This window comes from Pseudomonas sp. BIGb0558 (assembly GCF_024807515.1).
Classification (GTDB): Bacteria; Pseudomonadota; Gammaproteobacteria; order Pseudomonadales; family Pseudomonadaceae; genus Aquipseudomonas; species Aquipseudomonas yamanorum_A.
This window is the reverse complement of sequence record NZ_JANUEW010000030.1, coordinates 1-23398: the sequence shown is the minus strand read 5'-3', so window position 1 is coordinate 23398 and position 23398 is coordinate 1. Positions and strand designations below refer to the sequence as shown.

The 23398-nt window shown below is 61.1% G+C and carries 18 protein-coding genes; 9 read left to right on the top strand and 9 right to left on the bottom strand.

Annotated features, from left to right (window positions below; translation table 11 throughout):
- The first annotated feature begins 300 nt into the window (after positions 1 to 300).
- Positions 301 to 1644 (top strand): LPS O-antigen chain length determinant protein WzzB, encoded by a 1344-nt coding sequence (locus M2400_RS25735; protein ID WP_177044113.1) that lies wholly within the window; start codon positions 301 to 303, stop codon positions 1642 to 1644.
- Positions 1645 to 1754: 110 nt separating this feature from the next.
- Here the strand turns inward: M2400_RS25735 and M2400_RS25730 are convergent, their stop codons facing one another.
- Positions 1755 to 2006 carry a hypothetical protein gene (locus tag M2400_RS25730; RefSeq protein ID WP_177044097.1) on the bottom strand — a complete coding sequence of 84 codons (252 nt, stop codon included), beginning with the start codon at positions 2004 to 2006 and terminating at the stop codon, positions 1755 to 1757.
- Here M2400_RS25730 and lpxO point away from each other — a divergent pair.
- Complete coding sequence (gene lpxO, locus M2400_RS25725) at positions 1908 to 2807, top strand: lipid A hydroxylase LpxO (RefSeq protein ID WP_177044112.1); 900 nt, start codon at positions 1908 to 1910, stop codon at positions 2805 to 2807. The genes M2400_RS25730 and lpxO overlap by 99 nt on opposite strands.
- Positions 2808 to 2825: 18 nt before the next feature.
- On the opposite strand, the gene ligD is transcribed toward lpxO, so the two are convergent.
- Together ligD and M2400_RS25715 are read right to left on the bottom strand one after the other, a co-directional pair.
- Positions 2826 to 5324, bottom strand: coding sequence for a DNA ligase D (gene ligD, locus M2400_RS25720; protein WP_259197355.1), 2499 nt, complete (start codon positions 5322 to 5324; stop codon positions 2826 to 2828).
- Positions 5325 to 5335: 11 nt separating this feature from the next.
- Complete coding sequence (locus M2400_RS25715; RefSeq protein ID WP_010169546.1) at positions 5336 to 6172, bottom strand: Ku protein; 837 nt, start codon at positions 6170 to 6172, stop codon at positions 5336 to 5338.
- A gap of 198 nt (positions 6173 to 6370) precedes the next feature.
- Here M2400_RS25715 and M2400_RS25710 point away from each other — a divergent pair, with 198 nt between their 5' ends.
- Together M2400_RS25710 and M2400_RS25705 are read left to right on the top strand one after the other, a co-directional pair.
- Positions 6371 to 6691 carry a hypothetical protein gene (locus M2400_RS25710; protein WP_177044109.1) on the top strand — a complete coding sequence of 107 codons (321 nt, stop codon included), beginning with the start codon at positions 6371 to 6373 and terminating at the stop codon, positions 6689 to 6691.
- 30 nt (positions 6692 to 6721) lie between these two features.
- Positions 6722 to 7882 (top strand): PQQ-dependent sugar dehydrogenase, encoded by a 1161-nt coding sequence (locus M2400_RS25705; protein WP_177044108.1) that lies wholly within the window; start codon positions 6722 to 6724, stop codon positions 7880 to 7882.
- A 122-nt stretch (positions 7883 to 8004) separates the two neighbouring features.
- On the opposite strand, the gene M2400_RS25700 is transcribed toward M2400_RS25705, so the two are convergent.
- Both M2400_RS25700 and M2400_RS25695 read right to left on the bottom strand, forming a co-directional pair.
- Positions 8005 to 8484 (bottom strand): nuclear transport factor 2 family protein, encoded by a 480-nt coding sequence (locus M2400_RS25700; RefSeq protein WP_259197354.1) that lies wholly within the window; start codon positions 8482 to 8484, stop codon positions 8005 to 8007.
- Positions 8485 to 8520: 36 nt separating this feature from the next.
- The gene (locus tag M2400_RS25695) at positions 8521 to 9072 is read right to left on the bottom strand and encodes a TetR/AcrR family transcriptional regulator (RefSeq protein ID WP_259197353.1); all 552 of its coding nucleotides are present in this window, start codon (positions 9070 to 9072) and stop codon (positions 8521 to 8523) included.
- A 126-nt stretch (positions 9073 to 9198) separates the two neighbouring features.
- On the opposite strand from M2400_RS25695, the gene pssA reads away from it, so the two are divergent.
- Together pssA and M2400_RS25685 are read left to right on the top strand one after the other, a co-directional pair.
- The gene (pssA, locus tag M2400_RS25690) at positions 9199 to 10542 is read left to right on the top strand and encodes a CDP-diacylglycerol--serine O-phosphatidyltransferase (protein WP_177044105.1); all 1344 of its coding nucleotides are present in this window, start codon (positions 9199 to 9201) and stop codon (positions 10540 to 10542) included.
- 150 nt (positions 10543 to 10692) lie between these two features.
- The gene (locus tag M2400_RS25685) at positions 10693 to 14406 is read left to right on the top strand and encodes a hypothetical protein (RefSeq protein ID WP_259197352.1); all 3714 of its coding nucleotides are present in this window, start codon (positions 10693 to 10695) and stop codon (positions 14404 to 14406) included.
- Positions 14407 to 14462: 56 nt separating this feature from the next.
- On the opposite strand, the gene efeO (M2400_RS25680) is transcribed toward M2400_RS25685, so the two are convergent.
- From efeO (M2400_RS25680) to efeU, 4 genes are read right to left on the bottom strand one after another with little or no spacing between them, the layout of a single operon-like run.
- Complete coding sequence (efeO, locus tag M2400_RS25680; protein WP_177044104.1) at positions 14463 to 15281, bottom strand: iron uptake system protein EfeO; 819 nt, start codon at positions 15279 to 15281, stop codon at positions 14463 to 14465.
- A 27-nt stretch (positions 15282 to 15308) separates the two neighbouring features.
- A complete protein-coding gene (efeB, locus tag M2400_RS25675; protein ID WP_177044103.1) occupies positions 15309 to 16619 on the bottom strand; it encodes an iron uptake transporter deferrochelatase/peroxidase subunit in 1311 nt (436 codons plus the stop codon).
- 14 nt (positions 16620 to 16633) lie between these two features.
- Positions 16634 to 17836, bottom strand: coding sequence for an iron uptake system protein EfeO (gene efeO, locus M2400_RS25670; protein ID WP_259197351.1), 1203 nt, complete (start codon positions 17834 to 17836; stop codon positions 16634 to 16636).
- Between the two features lie 10 nt (positions 17837 to 17846).
- Positions 17847 to 18695, bottom strand: coding sequence for an iron uptake transporter permease EfeU (gene efeU, locus M2400_RS25665; RefSeq protein WP_177044101.1), 849 nt, complete (start codon positions 18693 to 18695; stop codon positions 17847 to 17849).
- 168 nt (positions 18696 to 18863) lie between these two features.
- Here efeU and M2400_RS25660 point away from each other — a divergent pair, with 168 nt between their 5' ends.
- From M2400_RS25660 to M2400_RS25650, 3 genes are all read left to right on the top strand, one after another.
- On the top strand, positions 18864 to 19886 hold the full coding sequence (locus tag M2400_RS25660) for an AraC family transcriptional regulator (RefSeq protein ID WP_259197350.1): 1023 nt from the start codon (positions 18864 to 18866) through the stop codon (positions 19884 to 19886).
- Between the two features lie 176 nt (positions 19887 to 20062).
- Positions 20063 to 21493: a glutamate decarboxylase gene (locus M2400_RS25655; RefSeq protein ID WP_177044099.1), complete on the top strand. Its 1431-nt coding sequence runs from the start codon at positions 20063 to 20065 to the stop codon at positions 21491 to 21493.
- A gap of 69 nt (positions 21494 to 21562) precedes the next feature.
- Positions 21563 to 23263, top strand: coding sequence for an aspartate:alanine exchanger family transporter (locus M2400_RS25650; protein ID WP_259197349.1), 1701 nt, complete (start codon positions 21563 to 21565; stop codon positions 23261 to 23263).
- Positions 23264 to 23398 lie beyond the last annotated feature (135 nt).

Below are 23398 nucleotides of genomic sequence, written 5' to 3'. Positions count from 1 at the left end.
AAGCTGCGTACGAGATTTCCTAATAATCACGCGTATTTAGCGCTATTTTGTAGCCCGCTTCGGACACCATTCTTTACAAGCTGGTCTACGCTCAGCGCATCGGGAATGACATCTAAGTATCTGAACGAAAACAATCTCTACTCGTGTGGGACTTTTCCGGGTCTGGGGTGGTCCGATGACACATCTACAGACCGTGTGTGTTGGGTGTACAGGGCGTTGTCCCTGTTTTGCGCATGGTTATTCAGTATTTCACGAACATGTGCGGCCGTTGACTGTCGACTTTTTTAAGGTGTATCAGTTTTGAATAAAACTCCTCGGCTCCAAGCTCATGCGGCATCGGACGAAATTGATCTGTTTGAAGTGTTTCACGGTATCTGGCGGCAAAAAAAGGTGGTGCTGGGATGTACGATTCTGGCGGGTGTCCTGGGGGTTGGGTACGCATTTCTGGCACCGCGGGAATATCAGGTCAGCAGTGTGCTGCGTCCCGCCGCCATCAACGAACTGGATGCACTGAACCGCTCCGAAGTCTATAAGCTGCCCCCGGCCGACGCCCTGAACAAAGTGGGGGCACAGCTGGATTCCTACGAAGCGCGCCTGGGGTTCTTTAAAACCCACGAGGACCTGTTCAAGGCGGTCCAGAAGCCTGGGCAAAGCCTGGAGCAGAGTTTTGAAGAGTTCAACCGAAACTCCATCAATCTGAGCCTGCCTGATCCTAAAAAAGCCGACTCCCTGAGCAACTATATCCGGCTTGAGTTGCAGTACCCCAGAGACATTGACGGGGTGGCGATTCTCAACGGTTTTGTGGATTACGCCATTGATTCGGAACGTGCCCAAGTCGGCGCTGACCTGAAGGTGATCGTCAATAACCGCTTGAACGAACTCAAGGGCAAGATTGACGCGGCGCGTTCCAATTACGAAACCGATAAGGAGTCCAAGATTGCCAAGCTGCTTGAAGCGGATCGGCTCAAGCGGGCCCAGTTGGAGGACGAGTTGGTTGCCCTGCGCCTGCAGATGAAAATCGAGAGAACGGATCGACTGGCAGAGCTGGCTGAGGCCATTTCCATTGCCAAATCGATGGGCATCAAGACACCGACTACCCCCTCCTCGATGGCGGACGCCTCGCGTAGCGGCTCGAATCAAGTGATGCGCACTGAGGTCAATAATCAGAAAATCCCGCTGTACTTTTTGGGTACAGAGGCGCTTGAGGCGGAGCGCACGGCCCTGCAGGCGCGCACCAACGATGACTTTACCAACAGTCGCATTGCGGAGATTGGTAAGGAGTTACAGATGCTGCAGGTCAACCGCGAAGTGGAAGTACTGAAAAAGCGCGGGAATGAAGACATTTTCTTGCAGGATGTTGAACCATTACGAGCGGAAGTCGCGCGGTTACGCGGCCTCAATATCGACATGAGCTCCCTGAAACTGGTCACTATCGACCGACGTGCCCAGGAGCCGCTCAGCCCGATCAAGCCTAAAAAAACCCTGGTTATCCTGCTGAGCCTGGTTGCGGGATTGATGGTGGGTGTGTTGATAGCGCTGGGCCGTCATTTCATCTCGACACGCCGTGAAGCTGTGGCTTATTCGCTGCAGGACGACAATCGGTTTTCCCAGCGTCCACGCAAGGATGGCGAACCGCATATTTAACACCCACCGCCCTCGGGCTTGCCGTCTGGCAAGCCCGCTCCCGCGCTGTCCAGCACACTCAATGGACACCTTTTCACAATTCTTGATTAACCTTTGGTTACAAAGTGTGGCTAAAATAGCTGCCAATGGCCATGATCCGGATTGTCACCCAGCCGGTCATGTTGCCTGTTTTTGAATTGTGATTTCAGGTGCTGCATCTTCAATCCTCGGCCGTCGTGGGCACGCAGGAGCAGCCTGTTCTCTTCTGACTTGTGACGAATACCTTGAAACTCATCATTGTTGCTCTCTACGTTTTGTCCATTGCGTATGTTCACCTGCGTGGCCGGGTGCGACACAAGCTGGGCCGCCAGCTCAGCGATCACTCGACCTTCCTGGCTCCGGTGAATTGCTTTCTCTACCTCTTCTCCAAACTGCCCAGCCGACCGTACTTGTCTCCCAGCGACTTTCCAGACCTGAGCCCGTTGCAGGAGCACTGGGAAGAAATTCGCCAGGAAGGCCAGAACCTGCTGCGGGCCGGCGAGATCAAGCGCTCCGACCAATACAACGACGTGGGTTTCAATTCGTTCTTCAAGACGGGCTGGAAGCGCTTCTATTTGAAATGGTACGGCGACAGCCATCCTTCGGCGATGAAGCTGTGCCCGCGCACCACCGAACTGGTGCAAAGCATCGGAACGATCAAGGCCGCGATGTTTGCCGAGCTGCCGCCGGGGTCCAAGCTGGTACGCCATCGTGACCCGTACGCCGGCTCCTACCGTTATCACCTGGGCCTGGACACGCCAAATGACCCGGGCTGCTACATCAACGTCGACGGTGAAAACTACTACTGGCGCGACGGCGAAGCGGTGATGTTTGACGAGACGTTCATCCACTACGCTGAAAACACCACGCAGCAGAACCGCATCATTCTGTTCTGCGACATCGAGCGTCCGATGAAGTACCGCTGGGCGGCCGCCTTCAACCGCTGGTTCAGCCGCAACGTGATGGCCGCCGCCGGGTCGCCCAACGATGCCGGTGACAAGACCGGTGGCCTGAACCGTGCCTTTACCCGCCTGTACAAGATCCGCCTGCGGGGCAAGGAACTGAAGAAGCGCAACCGTACGCGTTATTACCTGGAAAAGTGGGCGATCTTCGCCGGCCTGGCGTTGATCTTCATCCTGATCTGAATCGGGCGGCAGCGCGCATCAACCTGGCGGATGCGCGCCCAGCTTGTCCCACATCTTCTTGCTGATCTTCTGCCGGTTGGCGTAACCCGCCCACGGATCCTTCTTCAAACCCTGCAAGCGTTCATGCAGATTGGCCATCGTCCATTGCTGGGCACCCTGCAAACTTTTCAACTCATCACGACTTACTGGCACCGACACCGGCAGGCCTGGCCGTGCCCGCACCGAGTAGGCTGCTACCGTACTGGCGCCACGGGCGTTGCGCAGGTAGTCGATGAAGATCTTGCCGACGCGATTTTTCGGGCCTGACGTTGCAGTAAAACGCTCCGGCAGTTGTTCTGTCATGAACTGGGCGATCGCTTTGGCAAAGGCCTTTACCGTTTCCCAGTTGTCCCGGCGCGCCAGTGGCACCACCAGGTGCAGGCCTTTGCCGCCGCTGGTCTTGACGAAGGCTTCAAGCCCCAACTCGTCCAGCACCGACAGGGTCAACTGGGCCGCTTCGAGCATGCTTTTCCATGGCAGTGCCGGGTCGGGGTCGAGGTCGAGTACAAACAGGTCCGGGGTTTCGATCTTGTCGGTGGTGGCGCCCCAGGTGTGCAGCTCAACGGTACCCATTTGTACGGCGCCGATCAGCGCGGCCGGGCTGTCGATTTCCATCAGCCGTGCATGGCCCGGGTCCAGGGCCTGGTCCAGTTGCTTGATATTCGGGATCGCCAGGCGCTCGGAGTGTTTCTGGAAAAACTGTTCGCCGGCAATGCCTTCAGGCGCCCTCAGCAGGGACACGGGACGGTTGCGCAAATACGGCAGGAACCACTCGCTGATCCCTTCATAGAACTGTGCCAGTTGTAGTTTTTGTGTACCGCTTTGGGTGTCGATCACCCGATCCGGGTGGGTGATCTTGACCCCGGCCGCTGCGCTGGCTTCAGCTGCCTTTTTGCGTGGTTTTTCCTTCAGCGACTTGGCCGATCGCGGCTGCTCATGAACAATCTGCGCGACCGGCTTGTCGGTGCGCAGCCCAACAAATGCCGCCTGGCGCACCACGCCCTCACGGGTCCATTCGGCAAATTGCACTTCGCCAACCAGTTGCGGTTCGACCCAATGCACGCCACGGGCCTGGGCGCTCGTCAGCGGCTTGGCCAGCGGTGAAGCATCGCGCTCCAGCGCCTTCAATTGTTCACTGATCTTCTTCAACGCGGCTTGATCAAACCCCGTGCCCACGCGCCCGGCATACACCAGGCCCGTGTCGTCGTTGACTGCCAGCAGCAACGCACCAAACCCGCTGCGTGAACCTTGTGGGCGAGTGAACCCGACGATCACGAATTCCTGGCGCAGCCGGCACTTGAGCTTGATCCAGTCCGGGCTGCGCTTGGACACGTACGGGCTGCCGGCGCGTTTGCCGATCACGCCTTCCAGGGCCAGGTCACAGGCGCTTTCGAAGATATCCCGCTGGTTGGCGGCGAATGATTCGGAGAAGCGCAGCAACTTGCTTTTGCTGCGGCTCAGTACGTCTTTCAGTGCGGCACGGCGAGTTTCGACGGCGGCTTCGCGCTGGTCGCGACCTTCCAGGAACGGCGCATCAAACAGGTAATAGACGATGTCCAGGCTGCGGCCGATATCAAAGGCGTTTTGCAACGCCTGGAAATCCGGCAACCCCTCCGCGTTCAGGCTGACGACCTCGCCATCCAGCCAGCTGTCCTTGAGCTTCAGCGCTTCCAGGGCCTTGGCCTGGCGTGGCAGGCGATCGGTCCAGTCATGGCCATTGCGGGTAAACAGCCGGACCTCGCCGCCGCGAATGCGCGCCAGGATCCGGTAGCCGTCGAACTTGATCTCGTACACCCAGTCCCCGTCAGGCGCACGATCCACCAGGGTCGCCAGCTGTGGCGCGAACTGGTCGGGCAGGGCGGCTGAAGATTTGCGCGTGGTTTTCTTCGCGGCGACGGTGTTTTTCTCGCGGCCCACCGTGGCGTCACTCAGTACGCTTTTAGGTTCGGCCAGCACCACATCGTAGTCAGCCACCGGGCGTGCCTGCTGATCATTTTCCTTAATCAACAGCCACTGTTCCTTGTCACCGCTGCCCTTGAGTCGCGTGCGCACCAGGGTCCAGTCGCCGGCCAGTTTTTCGCCGATCAAGGTGAATTTGAGCTTGCCTGCGGCGTAGGCTTTGCGCGGGTCGTCGTGGGGCTGCCACACGCCGCGGTCCCACACGATCACATCGCCGGCGCCGTATTGGCCGGCGGGAATACTGCCTTCGAAACTGCCGTAGCCCAAGGGGTGGTCTTCCACATGCACGGCCAAGCGCTTCTGGCTCGGGTCGAGGCTCGGACCCTTGGGCACCGCCCAGCTTTTGAGCACGCCATCGAGTTCCAGGCGAAAATCGTAATGCAGGTTGCGCGCATCGTGCTTCTGAATCACGAACGACAGGGCCTGCGCCCGGTTCCGGCCGCGGGGCGCGCTGCCGGCGGGTTCTGCGGTGACTTCGAAGTCGCGCTTGGCGTTGTATTCACTCAGGGGCTTGGCCATGGCGGTCTACCTCATGAAGCCTTGCGGGTTTTTTTCGCGGCAGGTTTCTTCGCAGGGCTCTTGCCCGCCAGGCTGCGTTTGAGCAACTCGGTCAGGTCAATCACATCGGCGGATTTACGCTCATCCACGCCTTCGCTGGACTCCACGTCTTCGATCTTGCCGGCCTTGGCCTTCTTCGCCACCAACGCCATGATCTTGTCCTGGAAGCTGTCGCGGTATTCGTCGGGCTGCCAGTCGGCGCTCATGTCTTCCACCAGCCGCTTGGCCATGTCCAGTTCGCCCTTGGCCAGGGTTGGCTTGGTCACGTCGCTGCCCAGTTCCAGCTCATCCAGGCCGCGCACCTCGGCGGGCCAGCGCAGCATCACCAGTACCAGGGCCGATTCCAGCGGCATCAGCGCCGCCAGGTGTTGCTTGGTGTGCAGCACCACGTTGGCCAGGGCGACCTTGCGGGTTTTCTTCAGGGTTTCCCGCAGCAGCGCGTAGACCTTGCCGCCACGCTTGTCGGGCGCCAGGAAGTAGGGCGTGTCGATGTTCTGCAAGGGAATTTGATCGCTGGCCACAAACGCGATGATTTCGATGGTCTGGGTGGATTTGGGGTGGGCCGAGCGGATTTCGTCTTCGCTGAGGATCACGTAGCGGCCTTTCTCGTAGGCCACGCCCTTGACGATGTTGTCCTTGGTGACTTCCTTGCCGGTGGCCTTGTTGACGCGCTTGTAACCCACCGGGTCCATGCTGCGCTTGTCCAGCCAGTCGAAGTCGACGCCTTGGGAAGACGTCGCCGAGACCAGCGACACCGGGATGTGTACCAAGCCGAAACTGATTGCGCCTTTCCAGATAGCCCGTGGCATGTCGGTTTTCCTGAGCGTGTGGGGGTCTTCAGGTGACACGGCGGGTTCGGCAAAAGTTTCCCTGGCCAGCCGGCTGGCAGCGGGGTTTCAGACAGATCGTGTTACACCTGATGAGAAACTATTTAGTTACCAAAGCCGAACCCTAGGCGTAGCGTGTTATCGAAAGCACGTACTCCTCGCGCCCAGAGAGGCTTTGTCATGAACACCCGTTTGCGTCACCTTGCCGTATTGGCGTTGGGCCTGGCCTTGAGCTCGTTGGCACAGGCGCAAAACCTGCCCGGCAGAAGCAACAATCCCTACAACGGGCCTATTCACCAGGCCAACCCCAACAGCATGCAGGGCACCCAGCCCAACGCACCCGCTGCGCGGGGCACCTACATTCCACCGGCGCAACGGCCACCCACCCTGCAAAACGGCGGCATCGGCAACAGCGTCCAGCGCCGCGACAGCGCGCAGACCCCGCCGGCCATCCAGCCCAAGGCTCCCACCCGCGATGCCAATGGCAATCGCGGCGATTGAGTGTGTCAACACGACAAGGAAACCCACCGTATGTTTCTACGCAAAACCCTTCTAGCGACCTTCTGCGCCGCCGCCTTGCTGCCCCTGGCGCTGCCCGTTTCGGCGGCCGACACCCAACAGTTCCCCAGTGAACAGGGGAGCATTACGGTCACTCCGATAGCCAAGGGCCTGGATCATCCGTGGGCGGTGGCGTTCCTGCCGGACAAGCAAGGCTTCCTGGTGACCGAGCGCCCCGGCAACCTGCGGTTTGTCAGCCCGGACGGCAAGCTGTCCGCGCCCCTGAGTGGCGTGCCGAAGGTGTTTGCCAAAGGGCAGGGCGGTTTGCTGGATGTGGTGCTGTCGCCGGACTTCAAAGAGGACCGCCTGGTGTACCTGTCTTACGCCGAGGGCGGCGGCAAGAATGGCACCGCCGGCACGGCAGTCGGGCGTGGGCGCTTGAGCGATGACCTCAGCGGCCTGCAGGATTTCAAGGTGATCCTGCGCCAGGAGCCCAAGCTGTCCACGGGCAATCACTTCGGCTCGCGGCTGGTGTTTGACCGTGACGGTTACCTGTTCGTGACCCTGGGGGAAAACAACGATCGCCCCACCGCCCAGGACCTGGACAAGCTGCAAGGCAAGGTGGTGCGGATCTTTCCTGACGGTCGTGTACCGGAAGACAACCCCTTCGTCGGCCAGGAAGGTGTAAGGCCGGAAATCTGGTCCTACGGCCAGCGTAACCCCCAAGGCGCTGCACTCAACCCGTGGAGCGGCACGCTGTGGGAGAACGAACATGGTCCGCGCGGCGGGGATGAAATCAACATCATCGAGCGTGGCAAAAACTACGGCTGGCCGCTGGCAACCCATGGCATCAACTATTCCCTGACGCCGATTCCCGAGGCCAAGGGCAAGACCGTCGAGGGCACCGTCCCGCCGCACCACGTGTGGGAGAAATCACCGGGCGTGAGTGGCATGGCGTTCTACGATGCGGACCGTTTCAAGGCCTGGCAGCACAACGTGTTTATTGGTGCACTGGTCAGCCAGGAGTTGATTCGCTTGCAGTTCGATGGTGACAAGGTCATCCACGAAGAGCGTCTGCTGGGCGGGTTGAAAGCGCGGATCCGCGATGTGCGCCAGGGACCGGATGGTTACCTGTATGTGCTCACGGATGAAGACAATGGCGTGTTGTATCGGGTGGGCCTTAACCAGGACTGACGTAGACCACCGGGGTTGTGTGGGAGCTGGCTTGCCTGCGATGGCATCAACTGGGTGTGCCTGATACACCGAGGTGCCTGCATCGCAGGCAAGCCAGCTCCCACAGGTGAGTCGCGTCAGGTTTACAGTCCCAGCTCTGACAACCCCGGATGCTCATCCGGGCGCCGCCCCAACGGCCAGTGGAACTTGCGCTCGCTTTCCTTGATCGGCAGGTCGTTGATGCAGGCAAACCGGTTCGCCATCAAGCCGTTCTCGTCAAACTCCCAGTTCTCGTTGCCGTAGGAGCGGAACCAGTTGCCGGAGTCGTCATGCCATTCATAGGCATAACGCACGGCGATTCGGTTGCCGGTAAACGCCCACAACTCCTTGATCAACCGATAATCCAGTTCCTTGGCCCATTTGCGGGTCAGGAAGCCCTTGGCTTCTTCGCGGTTGTGGGCGAACTCGGCGCGGTTGCGCCATTGGGTATCCAGGGTATACGCCAGGGATACCCGTTGTGGGTCACGGGAGTTCCAGCCGTCTTCGGCCAGGCGAACCTTTTCAATCGCCGATTCACGGGTAAACGGCGGCAGCGGCGGGCGTATTTCAGGGTTGGAGGACATGGGACGGCTCCTGGGCAGGTTCAAATAAAAGTTGGGTCAAAGTGCCAATAAGGTTCGCGCCATGGATTGCGCATTATCGGCAGCGGTGGTGTCGCCCATCACCAGGGCAACGGTAATGGCGCCATCAATCAGGATCAGCAGGTGCGCGGCCTGGCGTTCCGGGTCGGGGGTGCCATGTGCTTGACACAGTTCGAGGAGGTACTCGAACAGTTTGTGTTTATGGGCCTTGGCCAGCAGGCGTACCGGGTCTTGCGGGTCGCCGGTTTCGCCGCTGGTGTTGATGAAGGCGCAGCCGCGAAAGTCGGCAGAGCCAAACCAGGTCGTCAGCGCGCTGAACACACCCAACAGGCGCGCGCCGGTGGTGGCGTGGCGGTCCACGTCGGTGCGCAGCCAGTGCATCCAGCGCTCGTCGCGGCGCTGCAAGGCGGCGATCACCAGTTCGTCCTTGTTGGCAAAGTAGCGGTAGACGCTCTTTCTGGAGACGCCGGCGGTCTTCACCAGAAGATCCATGCCGGTGGCAGCAATGCCGTGGCGGTAGATCAACTTTTCGGTGACGTCGAGGATAATGTCGCGAGTGATATCGTTCATGAAAACTACAGTAGAACGATCGTTCTCCTTGGTCAATTAATTATTTTTTACCCGCGTGCGGGAAGACCTGAGCCAGCCCATGGTGTAAGCTCTCGAGTCCTTCGGATTCGACCCATTGCGAGCCCTATGCCGTCGTTATTCAAACGCTCCCTGTTGCCCAAGCTGCGCGGTTTTCCCCTTACGCCCGAGGCTATCGAGGTGCTGTCCGGCGCCGCGCAATACCGTCGTTGCCTGCTGGAGAAAATTTCCCAGGCCACCCAGCGTATCTACATCGTGGCGTTGTACCTGCAGCAGGACGAGGCCGGGCAAGAGATCTACGACGCGCTGCACGCCGCCAAGGCCGCGCGGCCCGGGCTGGACATCGTGGTGGTGGTTGACTCGCTGCGCGCCCAGCGCGGTTTGATCGGCGCAGGCAAGCAACCGGGCAACAGCGCCTGGTACCAGGCCATGACCCAGTCCCACAGCACCGAAGTGCCGGTGTATGGCGTACCGGTGCAAACCCGCGAGCTGTTCGGCGTGCTGCACCTCAAGGGCTTTGTGATCGACGACAGCGTGCTGTACAGCGGCGCCAGCCTGAACAACGTGTACCTGCACAAGTTCGACAAATACCGTTATGACCGTTACCACCTGATCCACAACAAGGCCCTGGCCGACTCGATGCAGCACCTGGTGGAGCACGGCCTGGTGGCCGCCAAGGCGGTGCACCGCCTGGACCTGCCCAACCCGCCGACCACCCGCAGCCTGCGCAACGACATCGGCGACCTGCGCAGCCGCCTGAAACACGCGGTGTACGACACCACGGCGGGGCAGTTGCCCAACGGCAACCTGTCGGTGAGCCCATTGTTGGGCGTGTGCAAGAACAACCCCCTGAGCCGCGTGATCTGCGAGCTGATCGCCAGTGCCCAGCACCAACTGACCATCTGCACCCCCTACTTCAACCTGCCGCTGCCGGTCACGCGGGAAATCAACCGCGCCCTGGCGCGCGGGGTGAAGATCGACATCATCGTGGGCGACAAGACCGCCAACGACTTCTACATCCCGCCGAGCGAGCCGTTCAAGGTCATCGCGGCGTTGCCGTATCTCTACGAAATCAGCCTGCGACGCTTTGCCAAGCGCCACCAGCGCATGATCGACAGCGGCCAACTCAACCTGCACCTGTGGCGCGACGGCGACAACACCTACCACCTCAAGGGCATGTGGGTCGACCAGCGCTACACCTTGCTGACCGGCAACAACCTCAACCCGCGCGCGTTTCGCCTCGACCTGGAAAATGCCTTGCTGATCGACGATCCCAAGGGTGAGTGGGTGGGGCCGCGGCGTACCGAACTGGCGGAGATTTTCCAGCACACCTCGCGTATCGAACGCTATCAGCAGTTGCAAACCCTGGTGGACTACCCGACGGCCGTCGGCAAGTTTTTGCGGCGGGTCAGCCGGGTGCGGATCGAGCGGTTGTTGTATCGGATCCTGTAGCGTCATAGAGACCACACGCACCAGTTACAATTCGACGGCGCCTGCCGGATACGTCTGATAACCTCCGGGGGATTCAGCATTTAACGTTGCCTCACCGTTCAAGGACGCACGGCTCTTCCTACTTATGGAACCGCACGTGAGAGCATCGCTATGCCCAGCCTTCAAGTAACACCTCGCGCAACATCGACCGATCACCGCCCATGGCTGATCGACACACCGCTTCGTTCCCACGCACCTGCGTCTGGCACCGTCGTCACCGATTCGCCCACTGCTTCCTTGCCGCAAACCGCGGCCAATCACCTGGCATGGACGCTGGGGCCGGCGAGCCCGGTGTCGTCCCGTGCCGCTTCGGCCGAGGTCGCCTTGGGCAAGGCGCTGGGGGCGGCGATGCAGAGTGGCAATCTGAGAGTCGGTGTGCCAGAAGGCAGCAGGCTGTCGCAGGCATTGGATGTCTACCACGAGGTGCTGAATCAGCCGTCGCTGGTGGAGTGGTTTGCCCGCAAGGGCATAGAGCCCGGTTCGGTTGAGGTTCACCGGGATTTCATTGCCGCCACCGTAGTGAGCGGCGGCACCCGAACCCGGGTGAAATACACCACGGCAGACGACTCCGGGTGGTGGCAAGTCTCGGCGCGGTTGCGGGTCATCCGCGAGGTGCTGGACCCGGCGGACAGCGGTTTGAACTACAGGCCGGGCAGTCCGCCCCGGGTCAGCCGCAATGCGGTCTTGCAGTACTATGGGATCGAACTGCCCGCCAGCTCAGACGCACTGAATAGCCTCAAGCACCAGTTGAGCCAGCAGGGCTTGCCGCTGGTGACGCAGCCCCAGGCACAGCGGATGCAACAGGCACTGGAGGGGGCGAGGCAAACCATTGACGAGCTTGATGAACGCCAGTATCTGGCCGAACGGCTGACGGAATTGGTCCAGGATCGGCCCGATGGCGAGCGGGTTGATTTGTCCGAACACCCTACTGAACTGCCGCCGGGATCAACGCTTGCGATCAGCGATGAGGCCGCCCGGGATCAACTCAATCAACTGGTGGCCTCGCCCGCGATGCAAGCGCTGCTCACGCGCGAAGCGGCGGACTGGGAAGGCAACCCGTTCAGGATCTCCGAGGGTCGGCTGGAACGCCGCACCCCGCTAGGGAGCTGGCGAAATCTGACGGTTTATGTCGAAGCTGTCCCTCAATTAAAGGCCGAGCTTGGTCCGTTGGTAGCGTTGAGCGCCACCATGGGCAATGCGTTGTATTCCGTACCCCAGCATGACCTGCGCCAGCGAGTGGCGGCCAAGGGGCTTGGCTCTCCCGTGAATGCCGGCCAGATACGCAACGTGATCCGATGGCTGCAAACCTCGCTGCCTCCAGCGCCGCCCCTTGGGGACTATGACGGATGGTTGACGCCGCCGCGGTCCAAGGGAGGCTTGTCGACGGAGGACAAAACCATCCTCGCGAACCTGGCCGTTGACGGCTCGGACATCTGGAGCGGCCATCTGGATGATGAAACTCCAGCGTCACTGCGGGACAAGGCTGGCGAAGTCCTGGAAGCCGTACTCAACAATTCGCGGACGCTGGAGTGGGGCGGGCAATTGGCGGTGGCGGTGGAATGGCTCGATGCATCCACCGATGCAGGCCAGGCACGGCGCGCGCGTCAACAACTGGTGATTGCTGCCTTGAAGTTGCAGGTCGACCCCGACGCCCCAGGCATTCCCGGGCAGGTGGCCGGCTATGCGCTGTATCAACCCGGCAATAACGGCCGTACCCTGAGCGCGGTGCGCGAGGACGTTGAACAGCACCTGGTCGGCAAAGGGGTCGAGCCCAAGGTGGCGCCGCTGCTGGCACAGTTGCTTCTCGCCCAGGCGGCACCGGAGTTTCTGGTCAGGGACGTACCGGACGCGGTGCGTATCGGCACACTGGCCTGGATGGAGCTGCGCCTGGGTTGCAAGCTGGCCGACTTCAGCGAGACGGGTACTTCCCGGTTGATGAGCGAAGAGCAGGTCACCCATCTGACGACTCAAGGGCCGACGGATGCGGCGCAGGAGGCGTTGATCCAACTGCACGCCATGAAAATCATGGCGGATTGGGGCGTACTCAATGGCGTGATAACCGCCGGCACCGACGGCAGTCACTCTGAGAAAAACATTCAGGCTGCCTCCAAAAGCTTTCTCGCCCAGCGTGCCGAGGCCAACGAAGCATTCACCATCGCGACCACGGCGTTGCCAACCCGCAGGGCACTGGCGATCAAGGAGTTGCTGCGCGTCTTTCCCGAGGTTTCGGAGCTCCACTTGGAACGTATGAAAGTACGTGTTGCCGATGACCGGGTCGCGCGAAACATGGCCCCCTCCGAGCCGAGGACGCGGCTCATTATCGACACTTACATGACTGGCGACCTGAAGCCAGGCGTCTGGCTGCTGGATGCCGACGTACCACCTTCCGCATCACGAAAGGTGCCCATCAGCGCGGTCAACGCCCATAAGGTTCCCGAGGCGGTGAAGGCCGCCCAACAGACACTGGATGCCAGGATCAGCCAGTTGCCGGCGTTGGCCCCGCTGTTGAAACCCCAGGTCACGGCACACTACCAAAAGCTCCAGGCCGCCTACGCCACCCGGTTGAAGCTGATGTTCGCAGAGCTGCCGCTCAAGGACCGCCAGCGCATAGAGAAGGGCACGGTTCAGCTCTATACCTTGCGTGGCGAGACCGGTGAGCCCAAATCCGGCGAAAAACCTGAGCGGCTGGAAGAGGTCAGGGGCCGCCAAGGCACCTTGATCCGCGCCGAAGACGTTGAAGGTGTGAGTTACTTCGAGGTGTTCGCATCCGGGAAAATCGTCAAGCGCAGCGATTTGCCGGACACGTTGCCCTTGAATGGCACCATCAGTGCGGATCACGAGACCATGCTGCGGGTGCAACGGGGCACCCACGTGCCGTTTGATTACGACGCTTACGACAAGGGAACAGAAAACCGGGCGGGGGCCATTTCATCGAATGTCATTATTGAACCCCTGGGCGACAGCCTGCCCGGCGACTGGCTTCGGGAGGGTGTCACGCCCGATGCTTTTGTTCCCGATACCTATGCCTCGGCAAAAACCCGGCGCATTGTCGAACAAATCGCCACAGACAATTTCTATGAGCGTCCGGCCACAATGCTGGAGCGGGCGAGGAACCCGTTGCCCCTTGAAAACCACCGTGAGGCCGTAGCACGCGACCATGCGATCCTGGTCGGGCTGGTGCCCTTTGTTGGAGCGTACAAGGCGTTCTCGGAAGGCAAGATCGGCGAGGGTTTTGCCAATTTAGTGCTTGATGCGGGCGGATTATTGATGGGCGCAGGGAGGCAGGCCCGAGCCCTTATCCGCTCGTCCAGGGCCTTGAAGCCAGTCAGTGCATTGAGGGGTAGCCTGGCCCGTATCAAGCCTGTGTCCGGGCCACACCCGGTGAAAGTCGCATGGCAGAGCCCGCCGTTAACGTTCAGTGACCGAGCCTTCAACTTTGCCCGGGATGCGGGGCTGTTTGCCAGCGCGGTGTTCAACCCTGTGGATGGTTACCCGGAAATGCTCGTGGCGGCGACCAGAGGCCTGGCCAAGCTGCCGTTGCTGATTGGGGGTAGCGCGCTGAAATTTTCCAAGGCGGCCCCGCATCTGGTGACCGCGCAGGAAAAGCTCAAAAGTTATCTGATTACGGCAGCGGGTATGCAGGCCAGGGCTAACTGGGCGCACCGTTCGGTGGCCAGTGTCGAGGGGCAGTCAGGAAAAAATCTGCAAGAGGAGCTGGTCGCAGGCCAGCATGATGGCAAGTGGTATGCCGTCGACCTGCAAACGGGGAGCCTGTCGGGTACGCCGCTTCGCCACTTTATGCCGAAGCCGCAAACACCCGCGTAACAGGAGCCGCCTGCGTCTGCCCGCCGTTGGGGCGTCAGACGCAGGCGGTCATTACATCAGTTCAAACCGAGCTTGCCACGCAGCGTCGACAGGTCTTCAGCCAGGGTATTAACCGGACCAACCAGGGCTTTACGGTCAGCTTCCTTGACCTTGTCGTAGGTCTCAAAGCCGCCATCCTTGGTTTTGTACTTGGCCAGGATCTTGTCTACAGCCGCGAAGTTCTTGTCGACTTTGGCGACGAACGCCTTGTCTTGCTTCTCGATCTGCGGACGGAACAGGTCGACGATTTTCTTCGCGCCGTCGATGTTGCCCTGGAAGTCATACAGGTCGGTGTGGCTGTAACGGTCTTCTTCACCGGAGATCTTGGTCGCGGCTACTTCTTCAAGCAGGGCGGCAGCACCACCGACGACTTTTTCCGGCGGGAAGGTCAGGCCATCCACACGGGTTTTCAGGTCCAGCACGTCACTGTTGAGCTTGTCTGCCAGGGCGTCCAGGCCTTTGGTGGTGTTCTCGGAGAACAGGGTGTACTCGATGCGGTGGAAGCCGGTGAAGTCTTCGGCTTTCACGCCTTTTTCGTGGTCGTCTACACGGGAGTCGATGGACGCGTCGAGGTCGCTGAACAGCTCGGCGATCGGCTCGATGGACTCATAGTGAACGCGGGTTGGCGCGTACAGCTTCTTGGCGGTCGCCAGGTCGCCTTTTTTCACGGCGTCGGTGAACGCCTGAGTCTGGGTGACCAGTTCACCGATTTCTTCGGTGACATAGATTTTGTAGTCCGACACCGGCCCTACCAGGTCCAGCGGCGCGGTGGCGGCGAAGGCGGCCAACGGCGAAAGGCTCATTAACAACGACAATGCGAGAGACGACTTCTTCATGGGACGATTTCCGCTCTGGGGTTTGTTTTAGGTTTTGGCAGTGGTTTGTGGATGTGTCGCATCAAGCAGCGTGCGCCCGATAAAATCCTGGGGCCCGGTGACGCCTGGCAAGGTGAAGAAATAACCGCCGCCGACCGGCTTCAGGTATTCCTCCAGGGGCTCGCCGTTGAGCCGGGTTTGCACGCTGATAAAGCCTTTCTCCAGGTCAGCCTGGTAGCAGATGAACAACAGCCCCATGTCCAGCTGACCGTTTTTATTGACGCCGTTGGAGTAGTTGAACGGCCGGCGCAGGATCAGGTTGGCCTGGGTCTGTGCAGTACGTGGGTTGGCCAGGCGGATGTGGGCATCGAGCTTGGTCAATTTGCCTTCCGGGTCCTTGCTGTAGTCCGGGACCTGGGTTTCTTTCTGGCCGTCCATGGGCGCGCCACTGGTCTTGATCCGGCCAATGATGCTTTCTTGCTCTTGCAGGGGCGTACGGTCCCAGCGCTCGACGAAGTTGCGGATGATCCGCACCGCCTGGTAGCTGCCATTGGCGGCCCAGGCCGGTTCGTCGCTGCCGGGTTGAACCCACACAATCTGATCCATCGCCTTGTTGTCGTTGGAATTCGGGTTGGCCGAACCGTCACGAAAACCGAGGAAGTTGCGGGCGCTCTGTGCCGGCTCGCCGGGGCGGGCAGGGGCCTGGGGCGGCACGCTGCCTTCCTGTTTCCAGCGCACCAGCAGCAGGTCCGGCAGGTTCTTCACGATGTCGCGCAGGGCGTGAATATTGGTGTCCGGGGTGTTGGAGCTGAACTGCAGGCTCAGGTCGCCGTGGCACTGCGCCGGCTCCAGCGCATCGTTGGGGAAACCGACCATGCGAATCAGGCGCTTGGGCTTGGCCGCGGCCAGGCCGAAACGCTCGTCGAACAGCGATTCGCCCACCGATACGGTGATGGTCAGGTTGTCCGGTGTCACCACCGGGCCGAGGATCCCGGAGTCGGTGGGTGGCAGTTTCGGGTCGACTTGCACCACGGTGCCGCCGGTCATCAGGAACGCAATGCGCTCGTTCAGGGTGCGGAAGAGCCGCTCCAGGTCTTCGCGGTCGCTGGCCAGCACATCGAACGACACCAGCATGCCGCAGGCCGGGCGCGGGGTGACGATGCCGGTCTGGTGCTTGCCATGGTAATCGTGGTGGTCCTGGGTCTTTTCACTGCTTGGGGCGGTGGTTACTTGTGCAGTCGCCGACGCGGCCGCCATCGCCGGGCAGCTCAGGCTGCTACCGGCAATCGCGGCGCCAGTGGCGGCCATGCCCAGCAATACACGACGACGCTGGGAAGAAAATTGTTCTGAATCACTCATGTCTACGGTCGTCTTCACTTCAGGCCGGAAAGGCCAAGGGCGGGGTCGATTCCATCGAGTGCGGCGGCCAGAGCCTTGGCCTTGTCGGCGATCTGCTTGCGCTGATCGGCCGTAACGCTGTCATACGTGGCGTAGCGGCCATCGACTTTCAAACCGTTAAGTTCGGCGTCGAGGGCGGTGATCGCACTGTCGATGCCGGGCAGCAGTTGCTCGGCAGATTTGGTCAACAGTGGGCGCATCAGGTCGACCACCTTGCGGGCGGCGTCCAGGTTGGCGGCGAAACCGTTGAGGTCGATATGGCTGTAGCGTTCTTCCTCACCGCTGGCGGCGCGTACGTCGGCCAGGCTGTTGAGGTTGCGCACCACAATGCTCACCAGTTGCTCCGGTGGCAGCGACTGGGCCAGCAGCTGTTGCTTGAGGCTGGTGACGTCGGTCACCAGACGCTGGGCAATCGGGGCCAGGCCGTCGAGGTTGCGTTGCTGGAACAGGCCGTATTCCAGGCGGTGGAAGCCGCTGAAGGCCGGGTCTTGCTCGCGTTTTTCAAAGTAATCGGCGCGGGCGTTGATCGCGTTGTCCAGTTCCGCCAGGCGCTGCGAGGCCGGGGCCAGGCGCTGGTAAGCCTCACGGGCCGGCACGTACAGCGCCTGAGCCTGGGCAAGGTCGCCGGCTTCGATGGCCTGATCAAGCGCGGTAACCGCCTTGACCAGGGCGCTGCCCTGGCTGCTCAGGTACACGCGAAATTCCGACAGCGGGCCGATAAACGCCACCATCGACGGCTTGGCCTTGGCTTGGGCGTCCGACTCGGCCGTTGGCGTCACCTTCAAGGTGCCCCGCGGGTTGCTCAGCAGGCCGCAGGTGATCTGGTAGTCGCCGGGCAGCAGGTTGGCGTTGATCATCTGGCTCAGGCCCGGAGCGATGTTTTCGCGCTCTTCGACCACCAGCACGCCGTCGAGGATCTCCCATTCCACGGCACGGTCCGAGCGGTTGATGATGCGGAAACTGGCGTGGCCGGCCGGCACCGTGAGCGCATTCGGCTCGCAGCTGTGGGCGTGGATGGTCACGGCGATTTCATTGTGGTTGGCCTGGCGCTTGGAGGCGGCCAGTTGCGAGGCGTAATAGAACAGGCCACCGGCGGCGATCATCACGACCACCGAGCCGCCCACCGCCCAGCGCAAGGCGCGGGAGGGCGGAGCCGGTTGAGGGGTTTGGTTGGACAAGAGGCGGTCCTTACTGGCTGGAAACGGAAGAGGTTGTGCGGGCGGCCGGCTTGCTCGGCGGCGCCGGCAAGAAGAACATCACCAGGGCCACCACCAGGTAAATCAGGTAGGCACCCAGGGTGCTCACGGTCGGGGCGTCCTGGTAGCCGAACATGCCGGCGAGCACCGAGCCCAACGGGCCATCCATCGGCAGCGTCGCGCTGAAATCGAACAACACGGTTTGCAGGTGGTTCCACACCCCGGCTTCGTGCAGGGCCTGTACCGAGTTGGCGAGGATGCCGGCGGCCACCACCAGGATGAACAAACCGGTCCAGCGGAAGAACGCACCGAGGTTCAGGCGCATGCTGCCGGTGTAGATCAGGAAGCCGACGATGATTGCCAGGATCAGGCCGAGGAGGGCGCCAATCGGCGCGCCCGGACCTTCGCTTTGCTGGAACACGGCCAGCAGGAAGAACACGGTTTCGAGGCCTTCACGGGCCACGGCAAAAAACACCATGGCGATCAGCGCGGTGACCTGGTGCTTGGAGCCGGCCAAAGCGTGATCAAGGGATTCATGCAGGGAATGCTTGATGGAGCGCGCTACCTTGCGCATCCAGAACACCATGGAGCTGAGAATGCCCACGGCCACCAGGCCGACGATGCCTTCAAACAGTTCCTGTTGCTTTTGCGGGAATTCGGCACTGACCAGTTCCAGGCCGCCCCCCACCAGCAGCGCCAGGGCGGCTGCCAGAAAGACGCCGATCCACACTGCGGGCATGTACTGGCCACGGCCAGTCTGCTTGAGATAGCTGGCAATAATGCCAACGATCAAGGCCGCTTCTATGCCTTCGCGCAGCATGATTAAAAAGGGAACAAGCATTCGGCACCGAATCGTCACTAGATAGGAGGCTAAGTTGTAACATAATGATACTCATTGCTAAACAGGAAATGTTGACCTTTACTGAACGTTGACTGAACGGTGGTGGCAAACCGCAACCGCCACTAGAATGCGCGGCAACGTTCCAGTCACCGGATTGCGCCATTCCCCATGTCGGAAAAAGACACGATTTCCATCCAACTGGTCCGCGAAGCCCTGTTGCAGAGCTGCGCACCGGGTGCGGCGACCGATGAAGTATTGACCAAGGTCGGGATCAGTCCGGCGCTGCTGGGCCAGCCAAATGCACGCGTTCCGGCCACGGCGTATGCGCGTTTATGGCGCTTGCTGGCACGGCGCATGGATGATGAATTTTTCGGCATGGACCCGCGCAAGCTCAAATCCGGCAGCCTGGAATTCCTTTGCCGCGCCTCCATGGCCCAGCCGACGCTTGCCACCGCACTGGAAACCGGCCTGGGCTTTCTGTCGCTGATGCTCGAGCGCATGCCTGCGCAACTGGTGCGCCAGCAGAGCCTGGCAGAAATCGTATTGCTGGAGCCTGAGCCCAAACCCAAGCGAGCCTTCACCTATTTTGCCTATTGGATGATCGTCCACGGTGTCGCCTGCTGGCTGGCCGGGCGGCGTATCCCGATCCTGGCGATTGAACTGCGCTGCCCACAGCCGGACTTCTGTGACGACTACCAGGTGATGTTCTCCGACAACCTGCGCTTCGACCGGCCCCGCACCCGGATGATTTTCTCCGCCGGCTGCCTCGACCTGCCAATCAAGCGCAGTCCGGAAGAACTCAAGCGCTTCCTGGCCCATGCGCCTGCCAACATCCTGGTCAAATACCGCGACCCCGACAGCCTCGCCACCCGCATCAAGGCCGACCTTCGGCAAATGCCCGCCGACACCTGGCCGGAAACCGACGGCCTGGCTGCCTCCCTGTGCATCTCGGCCTCGACCCTGCGCCGGCGCCTGGCAGAAGAAGGGCAGACCTACCAGGGCCTCAAGGACAGCGTGCGCAAAGAGCTGGCTATCGTATGGCTGGCCGACGCCGAGATCAGCTTCGCCGAGATCGCCACCCGCCTGGGGTTTGCCGACGCCAGCTCGTTCTACAAGGCGTTTCGCAAGTGGTCGGGCTCCAACCCCGGGCACTATCGCAGCTTGATACTGAACGAAGCGCTGAGCCAATAGGTCACTGCCAGGCTGGACTGCTTATCCACGGTTTTGATGATCTGGGTCACTTTCCTGTGCCGCAGTGCGTGTGATATTCGGCGCCACCGCTCCATCGTTCGTTTCCTGACGCAGCCTGATCGGCGTTTGTCGCGATCAACGTCTACGCCATTTCCCTCATCCAAGAGCAGGATTTCATGGCACTTCACAGAACCGTAGAGACCCAGGACCAAGCCATCGAAGACGTCTATTCGAGTGGCTCCGCCCAGCACAAACTCCCCAAATATCGCCTCCCGGACCACTCGACCACACCGTCGGCGGCCTACAACCTGGTGCGCGACGAGCTGCTGCTGGACGGCAACTCCCGGCAAAACCTGGCGACCTTTTGCACCACCTGGGTCGAGCCCGAAGTGCAGCAGTTGATGGCCGATGCCCTCGACAAGAACATGATCGACAAGGATGAATACCCGCAGACGGCCGAAATCGAAAACCGTTGCGTGCACATCATTGCCGACCTGTGGCACGCGCCGAAGTCCTGGCAAACCGTCGGCTGTTCCACCACCGGCTCCAGCGAGGCGGCGATGCTCGGTGGCCTGGCCCTCAAATGGAGTTGGAAGAAACGCCGCGAAGCCGCAGGCTTGCCCACCGACAAACCAAACTTCGTGTGTGGCCCGGTGCAGATTTGCTGGAAGAAATTCGCCCGCTACTTCGACGTGGAAATTCGCGAAGTGCCATTGCGCGGCGACGCCCTGGGCCTGCGCCCGGCCGACCTGCGGGAATATTGCGACGAAAACACCATCGGTGTAGTGGCGACCCTGGGCGTGACCTTTACCGGGATCTACGAACCGGTCGCCGCCCTGGCGGCCGAGCTGGACTCGATGCAACGTGACCTGGGCCTGGACATCCCGATCCATGTCGACGCCGCCAGCGGCGGGTTTATCGCCCCGTTCATCCAGCAGGAACTGCAATGGGACTTCATGATCGAGCGTGTCAAATCGATCAATGCCTCGGGCCACAAGTACGGCCTGGCGCCGCTGGGCGTGGGCTGGGTGATCTGGCGCTCCACCGAAGACCTGCCGGAAGAGCTGATCTTCTACGTCGATTACCTGGGCGGCAACATGGCCACCTTTGCCCTCAACTTCAGCCGGCCGGGCGGTGAAATCATCGCCCAGTACTACAACTTCCTGCGGCTCGGGCGCGACGGCTACACCCGCATTCAACAAGCCTGTTCGGACACTGCGCAGTGGCTGGCGTCGGAGATCGTCAAGTTCGCCCCGCTGGAACTGGTGTATGACGGCAAGGACGGGCTGCCGGCGGTCTGCTACAAGCTCAAGGATGGCGTCGACCACGGTTTCAGCCTCTACGACCTGTCGGAACGCGTGCGCATGCGCGGCTGGCAGATTGCGTCTTACCCGCTGCCGTCCGACCGCCAGAACATCGTGGTGCAGCGCATCCTGGTGCGCCATGGCGTGAGTCGCGACCTGGTGGCGCTGCTGCTTGATGACCTGCGTAAGGCCATCGCCTACTTGCAGAAAAACCCGGTGGAGCATTCCGACGCGGGCCCAAGTTTCAGCCATGGCGCCATTGCCGACCCGGTTACCCCGGCCGACACCCCGAACCTCGACTGAACGCCCTGAACACTCACCGGGCCTTGAGGCCCGGTGCCTTTAGCGTTTCATCGCCAGGTACGAATCATCGTGACTGCCTTCTTTACTTTCCTGCACGACAACCCTTACATCCTGCTGTTCCTGGTGGTTGGCCTGTCTGTCTGGGTCGGGCGTGGCACCATCAAGGGCTACGGCCTGGGCGCGGTGGCCGGGGCCATCGTGATCGGCTGCGCGATTGCGACCTGGGCGTCGTACTACGGCGTGCATTTCGAACTCGATAACTTCACCAAGAGCCTGTTTTATTACCTGTTCATGTACGGCGTCGGCCTGCGTGTGGGGCCTTCGTTCATCAACAGCCTCAAGGGCGATGGCCTGAAGTTCACCTTCCTGGCAATTCTGTCCTCGTTCCTCGGGCTGGGCATCGTGGTGCTGGGCGTACGCCTGTTATCGCTGCCGGTGGGTGCGGCGGGCGGGATTCTTGCCGGTTCGCAAACCATGTCGGCGGCCATAGGTTCCGCCGAACAGGCCATCACCTCGGGCGTGGTGCCGCTGCCGCCGGGGACCACGGCGGCTGCGGCCACGGCGATGATCGCGCTGTCCTACGGCATCACTTATATCTGGGGCACGGTCGGCATCATCCTGATCTGCAAATACCTGCCGCGCTGGTGGGGTGTGGATGCGCGCAAGGCGGCCAAGCAATATGAAGTCGAGCACGGCGTGCCGAACGTCGATGATGCGGGGCTCAGCGGTTATCGACCGTTTGACCTGCGGGCTTATCGGCTGGTGAATCCGGAGCTGGCGGGGCAGAGCATCGCGCAGTTTCGCGAGCGGTTTGCGCTGTACCAGATCGAGAATGTCGAGCGCGGTGACCAGTTGCTGGGGGCCGATCCGACATTGGTGTTGCAACTGGGCGACGTAATTGCACTGGGTGGGAGCCTGGACGCACTGACCGATCACATGGGCCTGATCGGTCCGGAAGTGCCGGATGCCCGGGCGCTGAATATACCGCTGGACGAAGCGGTGATCCTGGTGACCCACAAGGATGCCGTGGGCAAGGCCCTCAAGGAATTCAGCCAGTCGCCGATTGCCGGGCAGGTGCAATTGGTGGGGATTGAGCGGGGTGGGGCGCCGATTCCCGTGGGGTTGGAAACCCGTCTGCAACGCCTGGATGTGATGCACCTGATTGGCCTGCGCAGTGCTATCGACAAGGCCACGGCGTTGTTGGGCAAGGCGGGGCGGCCGAGCACCGCGACTGATTTGCTCACGTTGTCCCTGGGCATGGTGCTGGGCTTGCTGATCGGGCTGATTCAAGTGCCGGCGTTCGGTGCGGCGGTTGGGTTGGGGAATGCAGGTGGGTTGCTGGTGTCGGGGATTATTGTTTCGTCACTGGTATCGCGGGTGCGGTTCTTTGGTAATACGCCGAACGCGGCACGCAACATCCTCGAGGACATGGGGCTGATTTTCTTTGTTGCGATTGTGGGGGTGAATGCGGGGGCGAATCTGGTTTCGCAGATCAGCGCGATTATTGCGTTGAAGATCTTTGTGCTGGGGTTTGTGGCGTGCACGATTCCGCCGTTTATTGTTTGGGCGGTGGGGTTTCATGTGTTCAAGATCAACCCGGCGATTCTCATGGGCGGGGTGGCGGGGGCGCGTAGTCATTCGGGGCCTGCGCGGGAGGCGGCCAAGGAGATTGACAGCACCGTGCCGTGGATCGGGTTTCCGGTGGCTTATGCGGTGTCGGGGATCTTGCTCACGGTGTTTGGGTATTTTGCCATGGTGCTTGCGCGGTAGCCGGTCTGCGTACATATCCGTTATTTAGGTAACGGCGGCTTATGGTTTCGCTCTTACAGCGACTCACTTTGGAAAAGCCCCAAAGTAAGCAAAGGGCTCTGCCCCGCCTGTCGGCACCTCGCCTAGGCTCGGTGT

Bases quoted from the DNA above. Each gene is read 5' to 3' on its own strand.
- ligD (WP_259197355.1), bottom strand. From the start codon at position 5,324: ATGGCCAAGCCCCTGAGTGAATACAACGCCAAGCGCGACTTCGAAGTC.
- M2400_RS25715 (WP_010169546.1), bottom strand. From the start codon at position 6,172: ATGCCACGGGCTATCTGGAAAGGCGCAATCAGTTTCGGCTTGGTACAC.
- M2400_RS25710 (WP_177044109.1), top strand. From the start codon at position 6,371: ATGAACACCCGTTTGCGTCACCTTGCCGTATTGGCGTTGGGCCTGGCC.
- M2400_RS25705 (WP_177044108.1), top strand. From the start codon at position 6,722: ATGTTTCTACGCAAAACCCTTCTAGCGACCTTCTGCGCCGCCGCCTTG.
- M2400_RS25700 (WP_259197354.1), bottom strand. From the start codon at position 8,484: ATGTCCTCCAACCCTGAAATACGCCCGCCGCTGCCGCCGTTTACCCGT.
- M2400_RS25695 (WP_259197353.1), bottom strand. From the start codon at position 9,072: ATGAACGATATCACTCGCGACATTATCCTCGACGTCACCGAAAAGTTG.
- pssA (WP_177044105.1), top strand. From the start codon at position 9,199: ATGCCGTCGTTATTCAAACGCTCCCTGTTGCCCAAGCTGCGCGGTTTT.
- M2400_RS25685 (WP_259197352.1), top strand. From the start codon at position 10,693: ATGCCCAGCCTTCAAGTAACACCTCGCGCAACATCGACCGATCACCGC.
- efeO (WP_177044104.1), bottom strand. From the start codon at position 15,281: ATGAAGAAGTCGTCTCTCGCATTGTCGTTGTTAATGAGCCTTTCGCCG.
- efeB (WP_177044103.1), bottom strand. From the start codon at position 16,619: ATGAGTGATTCAGAACAATTTTCTTCCCAGCGTCGTCGTGTATTGCTG.
- efeU (WP_177044101.1), bottom strand. From the start codon at position 18,695: ATGCTTGTTCCCTTTTTAATCATGCTGCGCGAAGGCATAGAAGCGGCC.
- M2400_RS25660 (WP_259197350.1), top strand. From the start codon at position 18,864: ATGTCGGAAAAAGACACGATTTCCATCCAACTGGTCCGCGAAGCCCTG.
- M2400_RS25655 (WP_177044099.1), top strand. From the start codon at position 20,063: ATGGCACTTCACAGAACCGTAGAGACCCAGGACCAAGCCATCGAAGAC.